This window comes from Pseudomonas neustonica, from assembly GCF_003797945.1.
Taxonomy (GTDB): Bacteria; Pseudomonadota; Gammaproteobacteria; order Pseudomonadales; family Pseudomonadaceae; genus Halopseudomonas; species Halopseudomonas neustonica.
Genome location: NZ_RKKU01000020.1, coordinates 45,707 through 58,936 on the forward strand (window position 1 = coordinate 45,707; position 13,230 = coordinate 58,936).

At 55.0% G+C, this 13,230-nt stretch carries 13 protein-coding genes, 2 tRNA genes and 1 rRNA gene; 5 read left to right on the top strand and 11 right to left on the bottom strand.

The features are described 5' to 3' along the window. Positions 1–21: 21 nt before the first annotated feature. From EF096_RS14420 to tyrS, 4 genes are all read right to left on the bottom strand, one after another. Positions 22–97: transfer RNA gene (locus tag EF096_RS14420), tRNA-Ala, on the bottom strand. A 25-nt stretch (positions 98–122) separates the two neighbouring features. Further along, positions 123–199, bottom strand: a tRNA-Ile gene (locus tag EF096_RS14425). 67 nt (positions 200–266) lie between these two features. Continuing rightward, a 16S ribosomal RNA gene (locus tag EF096_RS14430) occupies positions 267–1,803 on the bottom strand. A 532-nt stretch (positions 1,804–2,335) separates the two neighbouring features. Next, positions 2,336–3,535, bottom strand: a complete 1,200-nt coding sequence (gene tyrS / locus EF096_RS14435; RefSeq protein WP_123890508.1) for a tyrosine--tRNA ligase — start codon at positions 3,533–3,535, stop codon at positions 2,336–2,338. A 231-nt stretch (positions 3,536–3,766) separates the two neighbouring features. Between tyrS and EF096_RS14440 the strand changes: the two genes are divergently transcribed. Beyond that, complete coding sequence (locus EF096_RS14440; protein WP_123890509.1) at positions 3,767–5,191, top strand: peptidoglycan DD-metalloendopeptidase family protein; 1,425 nt, start codon at positions 3,767–3,769, stop codon at positions 5,189–5,191. Next, positions 5,192–6,298: an anhydro-N-acetylmuramic acid kinase gene (locus EF096_RS14445; protein WP_256671414.1), complete on the top strand. Its 1,107-nt coding sequence runs from the start codon at positions 5,192–5,194 to the stop codon at positions 6,296–6,298. Between the two features lie 20 nt (positions 6,299–6,318). On the opposite strand, the gene erpA is transcribed toward EF096_RS14445, so the two are convergent. The 4 genes from erpA to argC form a co-directional block, all read right to left on the bottom strand. Continuing rightward, the gene (gene erpA, locus EF096_RS14450; RefSeq protein WP_123890510.1) at positions 6,319–6,672 is read right to left on the bottom strand and encodes an iron-sulfur cluster insertion protein ErpA; all 354 of its coding nucleotides are present in this window, start codon (positions 6,670–6,672) and stop codon (positions 6,319–6,321) included. A 67-nt stretch (positions 6,673–6,739) separates the two neighbouring features. Next, complete coding sequence (locus EF096_RS14455; RefSeq protein WP_123890511.1) at positions 6,740–7,165, bottom strand: bactofilin family protein; 426 nt, start codon at positions 7,163–7,165, stop codon at positions 6,740–6,742. Further along, entirely contained in the window at positions 7,165–7,929 is a 765-nt protein-coding gene (locus tag EF096_RS14460; RefSeq protein ID WP_123890512.1) for a DUF6776 family protein, read from the bottom strand. Before EF096_RS14460 ends, EF096_RS14455 begins: the two co-directional genes overlap by 1 nt. Then, positions 7,929–8,963, bottom strand: coding sequence for an N-acetyl-gamma-glutamyl-phosphate reductase (gene argC / locus EF096_RS14465; RefSeq protein ID WP_123890513.1), 1,035 nt, complete (start codon positions 8,961–8,963; stop codon positions 7,929–7,931). The genes EF096_RS14460 and argC overlap by 1 nt, the downstream gene beginning before the upstream one ends. Before the next feature lie 146 nt (positions 8,964–9,109). On the opposite strand from argC, the gene hemJ reads away from it, so the two are divergent. Then, entirely contained in the window at positions 9,110–9,532 is a 423-nt protein-coding gene (gene hemJ / locus EF096_RS14470) for a protoporphyrinogen oxidase HemJ (protein WP_123890514.1), read from the top strand. A 32-nt stretch (positions 9,533–9,564) separates the two neighbouring features. On the opposite strand, the gene EF096_RS14475 is transcribed toward hemJ, so the two are convergent. Then, positions 9,565–11,046 carry an AAA family ATPase gene (locus tag EF096_RS14475; RefSeq protein WP_123890515.1) on the bottom strand — a complete coding sequence of 494 codons (1,482 nt, stop codon included), beginning with the start codon at positions 11,044–11,046 and terminating at the stop codon, positions 9,565–9,567. Between the two features lie 142 nt (positions 11,047–11,188). On the opposite strand from EF096_RS14475, the gene EF096_RS14480 reads away from it, so the two are divergent. Beyond that, positions 11,189–11,527 carry a histidine triad nucleotide-binding protein gene (locus tag EF096_RS14480; RefSeq protein WP_123890537.1) on the top strand — a complete coding sequence of 113 codons (339 nt, stop codon included), beginning with the start codon at positions 11,189–11,191 and terminating at the stop codon, positions 11,525–11,527. 68 nt (positions 11,528–11,595) lie between these two features. Beyond that, positions 11,596–12,243 carry a 2-polyprenyl-3-methyl-6-methoxy-1,4-benzoquinone monooxygenase gene (coq7, locus tag EF096_RS14485; RefSeq protein WP_123890516.1) on the top strand — a complete coding sequence of 216 codons (648 nt, stop codon included), beginning with the start codon at positions 11,596–11,598 and terminating at the stop codon, positions 12,241–12,243. On the opposite strand, the gene EF096_RS14490 is transcribed toward coq7, so the two are convergent. After that, a complete protein-coding gene (locus EF096_RS14490; protein WP_158611288.1) occupies positions 12,231–12,506 on the bottom strand; it encodes a DUF1145 domain-containing protein in 276 nt (91 codons plus the stop codon). The genes coq7 and EF096_RS14490 overlap by 13 nt on opposite strands. 131 nt (positions 12,507–12,637) lie before the next feature. After that, on the bottom strand, positions 12,638–13,060 hold the full coding sequence (locus tag EF096_RS14495) for an OsmC family protein (protein WP_123890518.1): 423 nt from the start codon (positions 13,058–13,060) through the stop codon (positions 12,638–12,640). Positions 13,061–13,230 lie beyond the last annotated feature (170 nt).

Genomic DNA, 13,230 nt, shown 5'->3' on the forward strand with positions numbered 1-13,230 from the left:
TACTTGTCTGCTGCGTCGTCCTGGTGGAGCCAAGCGGGATCGAACCGCTGACCTCCTGCGTGCAAGGCAGGCGCTCTCCCAGCTGAGCTATGGCCCCGTTCAGACCTTCACACCTCGACAATTGGTGGGTCTGGGCAGATTCGAACTGCCGACCTCACCCTTATCAGGGGTGCGCTCTAACCAACTGAGCTACAGACCCAATCGCCTTTCTTTATGAATCAAGTAATTCGTGTGAGTGCTTGAAGAGCGTCGTGTGATCTATCGATTAAGGAGGTGATCCAGCCGCAGGTTCCCCTACGGCTACCTTGTTACGACTTCACCCCAGTCATGAATCACACCGTGGTAACCGTCCTCCCGAAGGTTAGACTAGCTACTTCTGGTGCAACCCACTCCCATGGTGTGACGGGCGGTGTGTACAAGGCCCGGGAACGTATTCACCGTGGCGTTCTGATCCACGATTACTAGCGATTCCGACTTCATGGAGTCGAGTTGCAGACTCCAATCCGGACTACGAGAGACTTTGTGGGATTAGCTCCACCTCGCGGCTTGGCAACCCTCTGTATCCCCCATTGTAGCACGTGTGTAGCCCTGGCCGTAAGGGCCATGATGACTTGACGTCATCCCCACCTTCCTCCGGTTTGTCACCGGCAGTCTCCTTAGAGTGCCCACCATTATGTGCTGGTAACTAAGGACAAGGGTTGCGCTCGTTACGGGACTTAACCCAACATCTCACGACACGAGCTGACGACAGCCATGCAGCACCTGTGTCTGAGTTCCCGAAGGCACCAATCCATCTCTGGAAAGTTCTCAGCATGTCAAGGCCAGGTAAGGTTCTTCGCGTTGCTTCGAATTAAACCACATGCTCCACCGCTTGTGCGGGCCCCCGTCAATTCATTTGAGTTTTAATCTTGCGACCGTACTCCCCAGGCGGTCAACTTAGTGCGTTAGCTGCGCCACTAAGAACTCAAGGTTCCCAACGGCTAGTTGACATCGTTTACGGCGTGGACTACCAGGGTATCTAATCCTGTTTGCTCCCCACGCTTTCGCACCTCAGTGTCAGTATCAGTCCAGGTAGTCGCCTTCGCCACTGGTGTTCCTTCCTATATCTACGCATTTCACCGCTACACAGGAAATTCCACTACCCTCTACCGTACTCTAGCGAAGCAGTTATGGATGCAGTTCCCAGGTTGAGCCCGGGGATTTCACACCCATCTTACTTTGCCACCTACGCGCGCTTTACGCCCAGTAATTCCGATTAACGCTTGCACCCTCTGTATTACCGCGGCTGCTGGCACAGAGTTAGCCGGTGCTTATTCTGTCGGTAACGTCAAAGTTACAGCGTATTAGGCTATAACCCTTCCTCCCAACTTAAAGTGCTTTACAATCCTAAGACCTTCTTCACACACGCGGCATGGCTGGATCAGGGTTTCCCCCATTGTCCAATATTCCCCACTGCTGCCTCCCGTAGGAGTCTGGACCGTGTCTCAGTTCCAGTGTGACTGATCATCCTCTCAGACCAGTTACGGATCGTTGCCTTGGTGAGCCATTACCTCACCAACAAGCTAATCCGACCTAGGCTCATCTGATAGCGCAAGGCCCGAAGGTCCCCTGCTTTCTCCCGTAGGACGTATGCGGTATTAGCGTCCGTTTCCGAACGTTATCCCCCACTACCAGGCAGATTCCTAGGCATTACTCACCCGTCCGCCGCTCTCAAAGGAAGCAAGCTTCCTTCTACCGCTCGACTTGCATGTGTTAGGCCTGCCGCCAGCGTTCAATCTGAGCCATGATCAAACTCTTCAGTTAAATACTGATTGGGTTTTGTGAAAACCCTAAACTTGGCTCAGCTTTACAAAAAACTCTAGAATTCACAGAGTAACTTGCTTGGCTGATAATCTTTCGGATCATCACATCCATTCAGCAAGCACCCACACGAATTACTTGATTCAAATTGTTAAAGAGCGATTCGGTCAGCGTCTCCGCCTAACCAAGGCCGCGTATTCTACGCTAACCTTCTGTTCCGTCAAGCTTTTTTTTGAAGTTTTTAACCGCTTCAAAAACCGCTTGAGTGACTCGTTCCGGCTTTGCCGTTGCGTGTCAGGGAGGCGCATTCTACAGGAGCCAAACCCCTTGTCAACACCTTCCGTCAAACTTGATGAGAGCTTCTCATCGTTCCGATTCAGACCTTAACTTCAGCCCCGAACCAGAGCGGCGCATTCTACGCCATCTCGCCAGCCTGTCAACCCTTATTTTCAAGCTAACTTATTGATTAATAAGCGCTTTACTTAGAGCTTCCTGCTCAGCGAGAGGGCGAATTATAGAGATCTCAGCACGGCCGTCAAGCCTTTTTCAACACAATCTGCGCAAACTTCTTTTTCCCTGCCTGGCAGACGTAGGAAACACCCAGCTTGAACACGAAATCGCGATCAACCACCTCACCATCTACCTTGACCGAACCGGCCGCCAGCAGGTCGCGAGCAGCTGCCGCATTCTTCACCATGCCCGCACGATTCAACACGGCCGATATGGGCAGATCGCTATCAGCGTCCAGATCAACCTGGGGCAGATCAGTGGGCAGCTCACCATCCTTCAAGCGATTGCCTGCCGAGCGATGCGCATTGGCAGCAGCCTCTTCGCCGTGGAAACGCGCAACCAGCTCTTCTGCCAATTTGATTTTGATGTCCCGCGGATTGGCACCCGCCTCTACATCAGCTCGCAATTGCGCTATCTCTTCCATACTCCGGAAGCTGAGCAACTCGAAGTAACGCCACATAAGACTATCCGGCATGGAAACCAGCTTGTTGTACATTTCGCCGGGCGCGTCATTGATACCTATATAGTTGTTCAATGACTTGGACATCTTCTTGACGCCATCCAGGCCTTCCAGAATAGGCATGGTCAATGTTATCTGCGGCTCCTGCCCATACTGACGCTGAAGCTCACGCCCCATCAGCAGGTTAAACTTCTGATCGGTTCCGCCCAACTCGACGTCGGACTCCATAGCGACCGAATCGTAGCCCTGCACCAAGGGGTACAAAAACTCGTGGATAGAAATTGACTGCCCGCTCTTGTATCGCTTATCAAAATCATCGCGCTCAAGCATCCTGGCCACGCTGTGCTTGGCTGCCAGCTGAATCATGTCAGCCGAGCTCATCTTGTCCATCCAGGTAGAGTTGAACATCACCTCGGTCTTCGCCGGATCCAGAATCTTGAAGACCTGCTCCTTATAGGTTTCGGCATTAGCCAGAACCTGCTCACGTGTCAGCGGTTGACGCGTCACATTCTTACCCGACGGATCACCGATCATTCCAGTGAAGTCACCAATAAGGAACAGGACCTTGTGCCCCAGGTCCTGAAACTGACGAAGCTTGTTGATAAGCACGGTATGCCCCAAGTGCAAATCCGGCGCAGTAGGGTCGAAACCAGCCTTGATGCGCAACGGCGTGCCGCGCTCCAGCTTGGTACGCAACTCAGACTCAACCAGAATCTCATCTGCGCCGCGCTTAATCAGCGCCAACTGCTCGTCAACGGGCTTCATAGGTCCAGATATCCTGTGTTTTCTAGGTAAAAGAGAGGCCAAAAATTAGCGGGACAAACCATACAACATTAGCGATCAATTACAAACTTGCGGGGTAGCGCGCAAGGGATGGACGCAAGATTGACGCTGCAAATCTGACAGACGGATTTAGCAAAGGCTTGCCAAGAAGGCTTTTCAATTATAATTTAGTAGGTTAGTACACTTTATATAGAATATTATACAAGAGCGCTTATGGGTTCCCAAGAGAAGAAATCACCGCGATATCCCAAAAGCCACATAGTGGCTGCTAGTGGTATCGCCGCAGCGCTGAGCATTTTTCTGCTCGTCATTCCAACCACAGATGTAGAAGCCAAGAGAACCTTTGTTCAGCTTGAGCTGCAAGCTCCCCAATCAAATAGCGATCATGCCTCCCATCAAGAGTTGGATGCACTGGTCAGTGAAACGGTCACTTTACCGAAGGCGCTCGACATCGCCAGACAGGCGACAGACACCCCGGTAGCATCGCCCTTACTGCAAGCTGGCGCGACGGATGAAGAAACTGCTCCGTCTGGCCCCCAGTGGCAAAGCCTAACCGTTGCCAACGGCGACACACTTTCAGTGCTTTTCGAAAAAGCAGACCTGGGCGTCAGCACTCTGCATGAGGTGATCAACAGCAGCCCCGAAGCCAAGCGCTTCACTCGCCTTAGAATCGGCCAGGTGCTTGAGCTTCAGACCAACGAGGCCGGCGAGCTGCTCGCAATGCAATCCAAGCTCAGCGACCTCGAAACCATCCGTATTGAGCGGACTGAAGACGGGTATAGCTATAGCAAAGAGCTGATTGAACCTGAAGTTCGCGAGCGCTACGTGCAGGGCACCATCGATAGCTCCCTGTTCCTTGCAGCACAGCGTGCCGGACTTAGCCACAACCTGACCATGGAAATGGCCGGCATTTTCGGTTACGACGTCGACTTCGCCCGCGACATCCGACAGGGCGACCAGTTTGAAGTGCTATATGAGCAGTTGAACGTTGGCGACAAGGTGGTGGGCAGCCGCAATATTCTCGCCGCGCGTTTTGTTAATCGCGGCAAGGCCTTTACCGCGGTGCGATATACCGATCACAACAACTTCACTAGCTACTACCGCGCAGATGGTACCAGCATGCGCAAAGCCTTTATCCGCACGCCGGTCGACTTCGCGCGCATCAGCTCACGCTTTAATCCTGGGCGCCTCCACCCTGTTTTGAACCGTATACGCGCGCACAAAGGCGTCGATTATGCCGCCGCAACCGGTACCCCGATCAAGGCAACCGGTGATGGCCGCGTGGTTTCCGCAGGACGTAAGGGCGGATACGGCAACGCAGTGGTTATCCAGCACGGCCAGAAATATCAGACGCTATACGGTCACATGGTCCGTTTCGCCAGCGGCATCACCGCCGGCACTCACGTCACGCAGGGGCAAGTCATTGGCTACGTCGGCATGACCGGCCTGGCTACCGGCCCGCATCTGCATTATGAGTTCCGCATTAACGGTCGCCACGTTGACCCACTGGGCGTCAAGCTACCCGTTGCCGATCCCATCCCGCAAAGTGAGCGCACTGCGTTCCTGGGCATAAGCAACAAGCTGATGGCGAGCATGGACCAACGTCGCCCCACACAGATCGCCGCGCAGGAACAGTAAGTGTGCGCACTCTATGTCGGTATCATGTCAGGCACCAGCCTGGATGGTATCGACATTGCCCTCTCCCGATTTGATCCCAAAAAGCAGCATGCTGACTGCCTGGATGCTATTTGCTGTCCCCTCCCCGAAGATCTGAAACAACAACTCCTGAGCCTTTGCAGCAGTGCGGACGACGAGATAGTGCGTGCCGGGCGAGCTGGAATAGCCTGGGCCACACTAGCCGCTGCAGGCGTAATACAACTGCTCCGACAAAACCAGCTCCACCCCTCCGATATACGCGCCATCGGCAGTCACGGACAAACCATTCGCCACCACCCCGAGCTAGGCTTTAGCCAGCAGATTGGTGCTCCTGCGCTACTGGCGGAGCAAACCGGCATTAACGTTATCAGTGACTTTCGTAGCAGAGATCTGGCCGCTGGCGGCGAAGGCGCACCGCTGGTACCAGCCTTTCATAGCTGGCTACTGAGCGACCCGGAACACACGCGCACCCTGATCAACATTGGTGGCTTTGCCAATCTCAGTATCATGCGACCAGGTATGACACCCGCCGGCTTTGATAGCGGGCCGGGTAACGCCTTGATGGATAGCTGGATTCAACAGCACAAGGGCTTGGCGTTTGACGAGGGTGGAAGCTGGGCAAGAACAGGACGCGTAATACCCGAGCTACTGCAGGCAATGCTGAGCGATCCATACTTCTCACGAAGCGCTCCCAAAAGTACCGGCCGCGAGTATTTCAATCCGCACTGGCTGAGCACGTTTATCGCTAGCCAACCAAAAGAGCTGCACTCCGAAGACGTGCAAGCGACCCTGCTGGCATTAACAGCTCACTCCATCGCAGACAGCGTTGCAGTCGCAGCTAGCGAGAGCACTTCGGTCTATTTGTGCGGCGGTGGCGCACGTAATACGCTCCTGCTGGAACAGCTACAAACGCTACTCAAGCATCGGCAGGTGCGGACCACGGCGGCTTTGGGAGTTGATCCAGACTGGATGGAGGCCATAGCCTTCGCCTGGCTCGCTTGGCGTTTTGACGAACGCTTGCCCGGCAATTTACCCAGCGTCACAGGTGCCAGGGGTGAACGCATACTCGGCGCGCTCTACCCTGCTTGAACATCGTCTTACCTGTGGAATTAAACCGAAAAGGATGAACCGCAACCGCAAGTCGTTGCAGCGTTGGGGTTATTGATCACAAAGCGCGATCCTTCCAACCCCTCCTGATAATCTACTTCAGAACCGGCCAAGTATTGAAAGCTCATCGGATCGACTATCAGCTTGACCCCTTCGCGCTCAACAATGGTGTCGTCCTCGGCTAGCTCATCATCAAAGGTGAAACCATACTGAAATCCGGAACAGCCGCCGCCGGTAACGAATACCCGCAGACTCAATCGATCGTTCCCTTCTTCTTCAATCAGGTTACGTACCTTAGTTACCGCGTTATCACTAAAGATCAACGGGGTAGGAATATAGACTTCAGCGGTAGACATACAACCTCCAGCAACGAGTGCCGCAGCACAACAATTTCGCCATTATCCTTTTTCCCGAGTGTTTTGGTCAACTATTCTCCGAATCAAGCTGCAGGCCCTGCTCAACAGCCAGTTTCTGATCAGCCTCTTGGCCCAAATAATTCAGCTGCCCACTGATTTGTGCGCCCAACACCATCTCCATATAACGATAATGCAGGTCGCCACTAATCCGTGCCTTGGCGTCCAGTTCGAGGTGCTCCAGCGCGTGCACATCGCCAACCACCTGCCCATTGATAAGCACATGGGGCGCCGTGATGATGCCTTCGACGTAGCCATGCTCGCTAACCCTGACTAACCCCTCTTCCGCTTGGATATTACCCAGCACCCGTCCATCGATCTGAACTGCGCCAGAGAACCGCAGGTCACCGGTAATTTCCGCCTCTTGCGCAATGATGGTCGTCTTGCCACCGAACTGACTGATATCCGCCTTCTTGTGCTTGTCTGCTCCCCACATCAGGGTGTCGCTCCTGTGACTGTCCAATCAAAAACCTGTTCGACCAGGATTTTACCGTCTTTACTTGCTGCCAATTTAACCTGCTGCGGGACAAAACCCTCCGGCAGTCGCAACGTTGCCTGCTCGGCATTAGCTGGCACCACTTGAAAGTATCGAAAATCCAACACCAGCCCCACATCATCAGTGACAGCGCTCAACTGCTCCAGCTTTAGCGTAACAGCTTTGCCGCCCTGCTTACCGACCACTTCCAGCTGCAGCTTTGCCTGAACGGTATCGCTCTCGTTACCAACACGACTAACCATTACCTTGTAACGGAAAACACCGTCTTCTTCTGTGCCATGCAACTCAAATGCCTGAATTCGTATACCAGGGTCCATCGCGGCGGGCGCCAGCACACCTTGATATTGCGCGAGATTCTGCTGCAGCTTAAACAACTGCTCCTCTAGCTCGTGAACCATTTCGCGGCCTTCCACCGCAGCGTCCTTGGCCACTAGCAAATCGACTTCCAGCTGGTGATAGCGTTGCCGCCAGTCTTCAACCTCTTTGACTAACTGACCCTGACGCTCGATCAATGCCTGGCGTTCAAGCAAATAAGGCTGCTGCGATCGCATGGCGGCCTCCCAGCCTTGCCATGCACTAACCGGCACCAGAATCAGCAGCACAATAATCACCCCGCGCTTCCAGCGTCGAAAGGCCTTGGAGTCGCGGGGATGAATGGTGACACTGTGCTCTCGCAGCGGGCGCCGCCGCTTGAAGTTGAGCATCAGGGCATCATGGCCGGATGTGCCAGACCGGCACGCTCATCCAAGTTAAAGAGAATATTCATATTCTGCACGGCCTGCCCGGAGGCGCCTTTCACCAGATTGTCGATCACCGACAGCACCACTACCTTGTCCCCACCCTGCGGGCGATGCACAGCGATCCGGCATACATTGGCGCCGCGCACGCTGCGCGTCTCCGGATGACTTCCAGCGGGCATGACATCAACAAAAGGCTCGTCTGCGTAGCGCGCTTCAAACAAGGCCTGAAGATCGATACTGGTATCGGCAACGGTGGCATAGAGCGAGGAGTGAATGCCTCGAATCATGGGCGTCAAATGCGGCACAAAAGTCAGCCCAACCGGCTGACCGGCAGCCAGTTGCAGGCCCTGACGGATTTCCGGCAAATGCCGGTGACCTGCCACGCCATAGGCTTTCATGCTCTCGGTCGCCTCGCAAAATAGCGAGGGCACATTGGCGCCCCGACCGGCACCACTAACGCCTGACTTACAGTCAGCAATCAAATGTGCAGTATCCGCAATCCCGGCTTCCAGCAGAGGCAAGAAACCCAGCTGAGTGGCGGTTGGATAGCAACCGGGCACCGCAATCAAGCGAGCAAGCTTGATCGCCTCGCGATTAACCTCAGGCAGCCCGTACACAGCCTCAGCCAGCAGCTCAGGGGCACCATGCGGCTGGTTATACCATTTGCTCCACTCCTGCGGGTCACGCAAGCGGAAGTCTGCGGACAGATCAATGATCTTTACTCCCGTGAGCAACAGCTCCGCCGCCATTGAGTGCGCGACGCCGTGCGGAGTAGCAAAAAACACCACGTCACAGGCACCTAGTTTTTGTACGTCCGGCACGCTAAAACGCAGGTTGTCATAATGGCCGCGAAGGTTGGGATACATCTCGGCAACACTCACCCCGTCTTCAGATCGGGATGTAATGATCTCGACATGCGCCTCGGGATGCTGGGCTAACAGCCGCAGCAACTCTACCCCGGTGTAACCGGTTCCGCCTACAATGCCTACTTTGATCATCATTACTTCCTGAATTCGGTTAAATGGTGTTTGAATAATCCGTCTGCCGCACTTGGGCATCAAGTACCAGCGCGCGCAGCGTCACCCTATGATAAAAGCGCTGGCAGAAATTACCAGCGCGACCCCACTCCAGACAGGAGCAACTCGTGTACCTATGGATCAAGGCCTTTCACATCATGGCCATTATCACCTGGTTCGCCGGGCTATTTTATCTGCCACGCCTTTTCGTCTATCACGCGCAGAGTGAAGATAGTATCAGCCGCGAGCGGTTCAAGGTGATGGAGCGCAAACTCTATCGCGGCATTATGAACCCCTCGATGCTGGTTGCGCTGGCACTGGGCATCTGGCTGCTTTACCTGCAACCCGTCTGGCTTAGCCAAGGCTGGATGCACGCCAAGCTAACACTGGTCGTGCTGCTGGTAGGCTATCACCACATGTGCGGCGCCATGCTCAAGCGTTTCGCGGTTGATGCCAATACTCGCTCACACGTGTTCTACCGCTGGTTTAACGAGGCGCCGGTATTGGCTCTGGTCGGTATCGTCCTATTGGTTGTGCTCAAACCGTTCTGAACACGCCTAATAATCTGATGTTACCTGCTGGATCAATCAGCGCGCACCGCGCGCTCGTTGGCCCAGGCACGCAAGGCGTCAAGTTTCTCTGCCATAACAACGGACAAGGGTGAAGTCTCGCTCAACGCCTTGAGCACATGCCCATTGCCGACCGCCTGTTCGCCAGCTGCGGCGCTGTATACCGCGCTAACCACTGCTTGCTCTATCTCCGCGCCCGAAAAACCGTCACTCGCCTGCGCCAGCGCCGCAAGATCAAACTGCTCGACGGCCAATTCACGCTTGGCCAGGTGGATATGGAAAATATCCGCCCGAACCTGCGCACTCGGTAAATCGACAAAAAACAGCTCATCGATACGCCCTTTACGAATTAGCTCCGGGGGCAGCTGAGTCACATCATTTGAGGTCGCGACCAGAAATACCCGCGAACGGCGCTCGGCCATCCAGGTCAGCAGCGTCCCTAGCAGGCGCCGCGATACGCCCTGATCGCCACCTTCCGGCGCCAGCCCCTTCTCTATCTCGTCAATCCAGAGCACACAGGGCTCCAGCGCATCGGCCAATTGCAGGGCATCACGCAGGTTTTTTTCGGTTTCACCGATGTACTTGTTGTACAAACCGGCGACATCCAGCCGCAATAGCGGTAATCCCCACAACCCGGCAACGGCTTTGGCTGCCAGGCTTTTTCCTGCGCCCTGCACACCGACCAACAGCACACCACGTGGAGTATCCTTGAGGCTTGGGTCACCGTTGAAGGCATGCTCTCGCTCGGATAACCAGCGTTTCAACTGGCTCAAGCCTCCCACATCGGCAAAGTGCGCGGTGTCCTGTTCATAGCTCAACACCCCCTGCATATCCAGGAGTTCGAACTTGGCCTTGTTTAACGTTGGCAGGTCTTCCTGAGTAATGGCACCATCATCGACGATCAGCTTGCGCGCCAACCGCCGTGCCTCTTCGTGCGTCGTCCCCCGCAGGTTGCGCACCACCTGCTGTAAAGTCTGATTATCGGTGCGCACCCGCTCGCCGCGATTCTGCTCGCTCCAACGCGTGGCCTCTTCACGCACGATGGCTGCCAGCTGCTCATCTGACGGCATGCTCAAGCTAATGCGCGCAGCAAGGCGGCTAAGCTCCGGCGGCAGCGGCACAGAGTGGCTAACCAGTACCAGCGTAGGCGCCACTTTCTCGGTCGCCATGGCAAGCATTTTGATCAGCCGCACAATGCGCGGCGAGTCGAGAAAGGGATGCACATCGCAGAAAACATAGAGCGCCGGCTCACCTGCACGACGAATCTGTTCCAACGCGGTTTCTGCGTCGCGTGTATCCTGCTCGGCATCCATGTCCGCGCCAAACCCCAGCCGGCTTAGCCCATCGATATGATTCCAGGTGTACCAGGTCTGTGCGCGGCGCACAGCCAGCGTGCCTATGGTCTGGAGCACTCGCTGCTCTTCCCAGGACTCGATGACCACCAAGCGTACCCGCGAATCCAATACCAACGCCAAATCATGAATATCGTTTTTCAAACGCACACTCCCTTGCTGCATTTTTCCGGGGCTGCGCCAAGCCGCCGCGGGTTGAACTAGTGCCATTCTAACCGGCTACCGTTACACTGACCGTCTACCGCCCGGACACACCGGGATCATGTTGCATTATAAGGAGCTCAGCGTGGACTGCCTGTTCTGCAAGATCATAGACGGCAAGATTCCGTCAAAAAAGATATACGAAGACGAGCACAGCTTCGCCTTTCATGACATCAATCCACAAGCGCCGGTGCACTTTCTGGTCATCCCGAAAAAGCACATCGCCACTTTGAATGACATGACCGAGGACGACAGTGCGCTTGTTGGGCACTTGATTTTTACCGCGCAAAAGCTGGCAAAAGAGTTGGGCTGCGAGGCGGGCTTTCGTACCGTATTCAATTGCAACGAACAGGGCGGCCAAACGGTCTACCATATTCATCTGCACGTACTTGGTCAGCGTCAGCTGTCTTGGCCTCCGGGCTAAGCACGGACCTGAAACGCGATTCCAATACCCGCTTCCTGCACGTTGCACTTGCCACCGAGGAACAGACAATGAGCACATCACGTCATTACAGCTTTCTTGATCGGCTGCTGAACCAGGCCGATCAGTCATTGCGTACGCTGATACCAGGCGCGGCCCAGCCAAACCGGCCATCACCGGCCCAGCACTTGGCCAACGTGCCCATGCACGAGGAAGAGCGCAAACATATCGCGGGCCTGATGCGCATCAACCACACCGGCGAAGTCTGTGCACAAGCGCTTTATCAGGGGCAAGCGCTGACCGCGAAGCTACCCGATGTGCGCGAAAAGATGGAACATGCCGCAGCCGAAGAAATCGACCACCTGGCATGGTGCGAACAACGCCTGACCGAGCTGCATAGCCGGACCAGCGTATTCAACCCGTTATTTTATGGTTTGTCATTTGGTGTTGGCGCCGCAGCCGGTCTGATCAGTGATCGCGTCAGTCTTGGCTTCGTGGCGGCTACCGAGCAACTGGTTGAACGCCATCTAGACGACCACCTGAGCCAGCTACCGGAAGAAGACATCAAGTCACGCGCCATTCTTGAACAAATGCGCGAGGACGAAATCGAGCACGGCAATCAGGCATTGGAGGCGGGCGGCGCCATATTTCCTGCGCCGGTAAAACAGGCCATGACGCTGATGTCCAAGGTCATGACCAAGGCGACCTACAAAGCCTGATTCAGCGCTGCGCGGGTATCCGGCGCCTTGACATGGAAGACGCCAAACAACATGACCAGGGCGAACTGCTTTAGTGGTGAGCCCAGCGTCTTCAGCTGTTTACCCACCAAGCCCCACTCAACCAGGTGGATTAGCACGATGGCCAGTGCCAACCAGTTCAGGCGCTGCGGATCAGGAACCTGAACCAGGCCCAGAAGACTAAGGGCAACCACCAGCCAAAAAGCCAGGGTCAGCAACTTGCCGACGAGAAACACCACACGCATTGTCTTACTCCTTTCCTTGGCGATTGATGAAAAAACCATGTTAGCGCTGGCGAGGGAAACCAGAAGGGCCTGACTCGCCATTGAGCACGCCGACTGTGCCAAGCGCCTCCTATAGCCAATGCGCACCCGCTCTAGTCAATCTCAACAATCTCGTAATCGTGCGTAACTTCAACCCCCGCACGGCCCATCAGAATCGACGCTGAACAGTATTTCTCCGCAGAGAGTTCAACCGCGCGCTTGACGTGCACTTCCTTCAGATTCTTGCCTTTTACTACAAAATGCAGATGGATCTTGGTAAATACCTTGGGCTCGGTATCGGCCCGCTCGGCATCCAACAGAGTGTGCACATCGCGAATATCCTGGCGCGATTTTTTCAGAATACTCACGACATCATAGCTGGCGCAGCCACCCAGACCGACCAACACGGTCTCCATCGGACGAATACCCATATTGCGACCACCCGACTCTTCAGGGCCGTCCATTACCACTGTATGGCCACTACCTGACTCGCCCAAAAACATGGCTCCATCAACCCACTTGATATGCGCTTTCATCTATCTTTCCTGCCACTCAATCGCCTCAGATGAGGCGCAGAGTACCACAGCCACTACGCGACAGCCTGCCACACTGGCCATCATCGGAAAAACTGGACATACTCCCCGTTGGTCTCTGCTGAGGCTGACATCGATGCACTGCATCTTCGGTTCGCGCGACTACGCCCAGG

Coding starts and splice junctions, on each gene's coding strand:
- tyrS (WP_123890508.1), bottom strand. CDS start 3,535: ATGAAGCCCGTTGACGAGCAGTTGGCGCTGATTAAGCGCGGCGCAGAT.
- EF096_RS14440 (WP_123890509.1), top strand. CDS start 3,767: ATGGGTTCCCAAGAGAAGAAATCACCGCGATATCCCAAAAGCCACATA.
- erpA (WP_123890510.1), bottom strand. CDS start 6,672: ATGTCTACCGCTGAAGTCTATATTCCTACCCCGTTGATCTTTAGTGAT.
- EF096_RS14455 (WP_123890511.1), bottom strand. CDS start 7,165: ATGTGGGGAGCAGACAAGCACAAGAAGGCGGATATCAGTCAGTTCGGT.
- EF096_RS14460 (WP_123890512.1), bottom strand. CDS start 7,929: ATGCTCAACTTCAAGCGGCGGCGCCCGCTGCGAGAGCACAGTGTCACC.
- argC (WP_123890513.1), bottom strand. CDS start 8,963: ATGATCAAAGTAGGCATTGTAGGCGGAACCGGTTACACCGGGGTAGAG.
- coq7 (WP_123890516.1), top strand. CDS start 11,596: ATGAGCACATCACGTCATTACAGCTTTCTTGATCGGCTGCTGAACCAG.
- EF096_RS14490 (WP_158611288.1), bottom strand. CDS start 12,506: ATGCGTGTGGTGTTTCTCGTCGGCAAGTTGCTGACCCTGGCTTTTTGG.
- EF096_RS14495 (WP_123890518.1), bottom strand. CDS start 13,060: ATGAAAGCGCATATCAAGTGGGTTGATGGAGCCATGTTTTTGGGCGAG.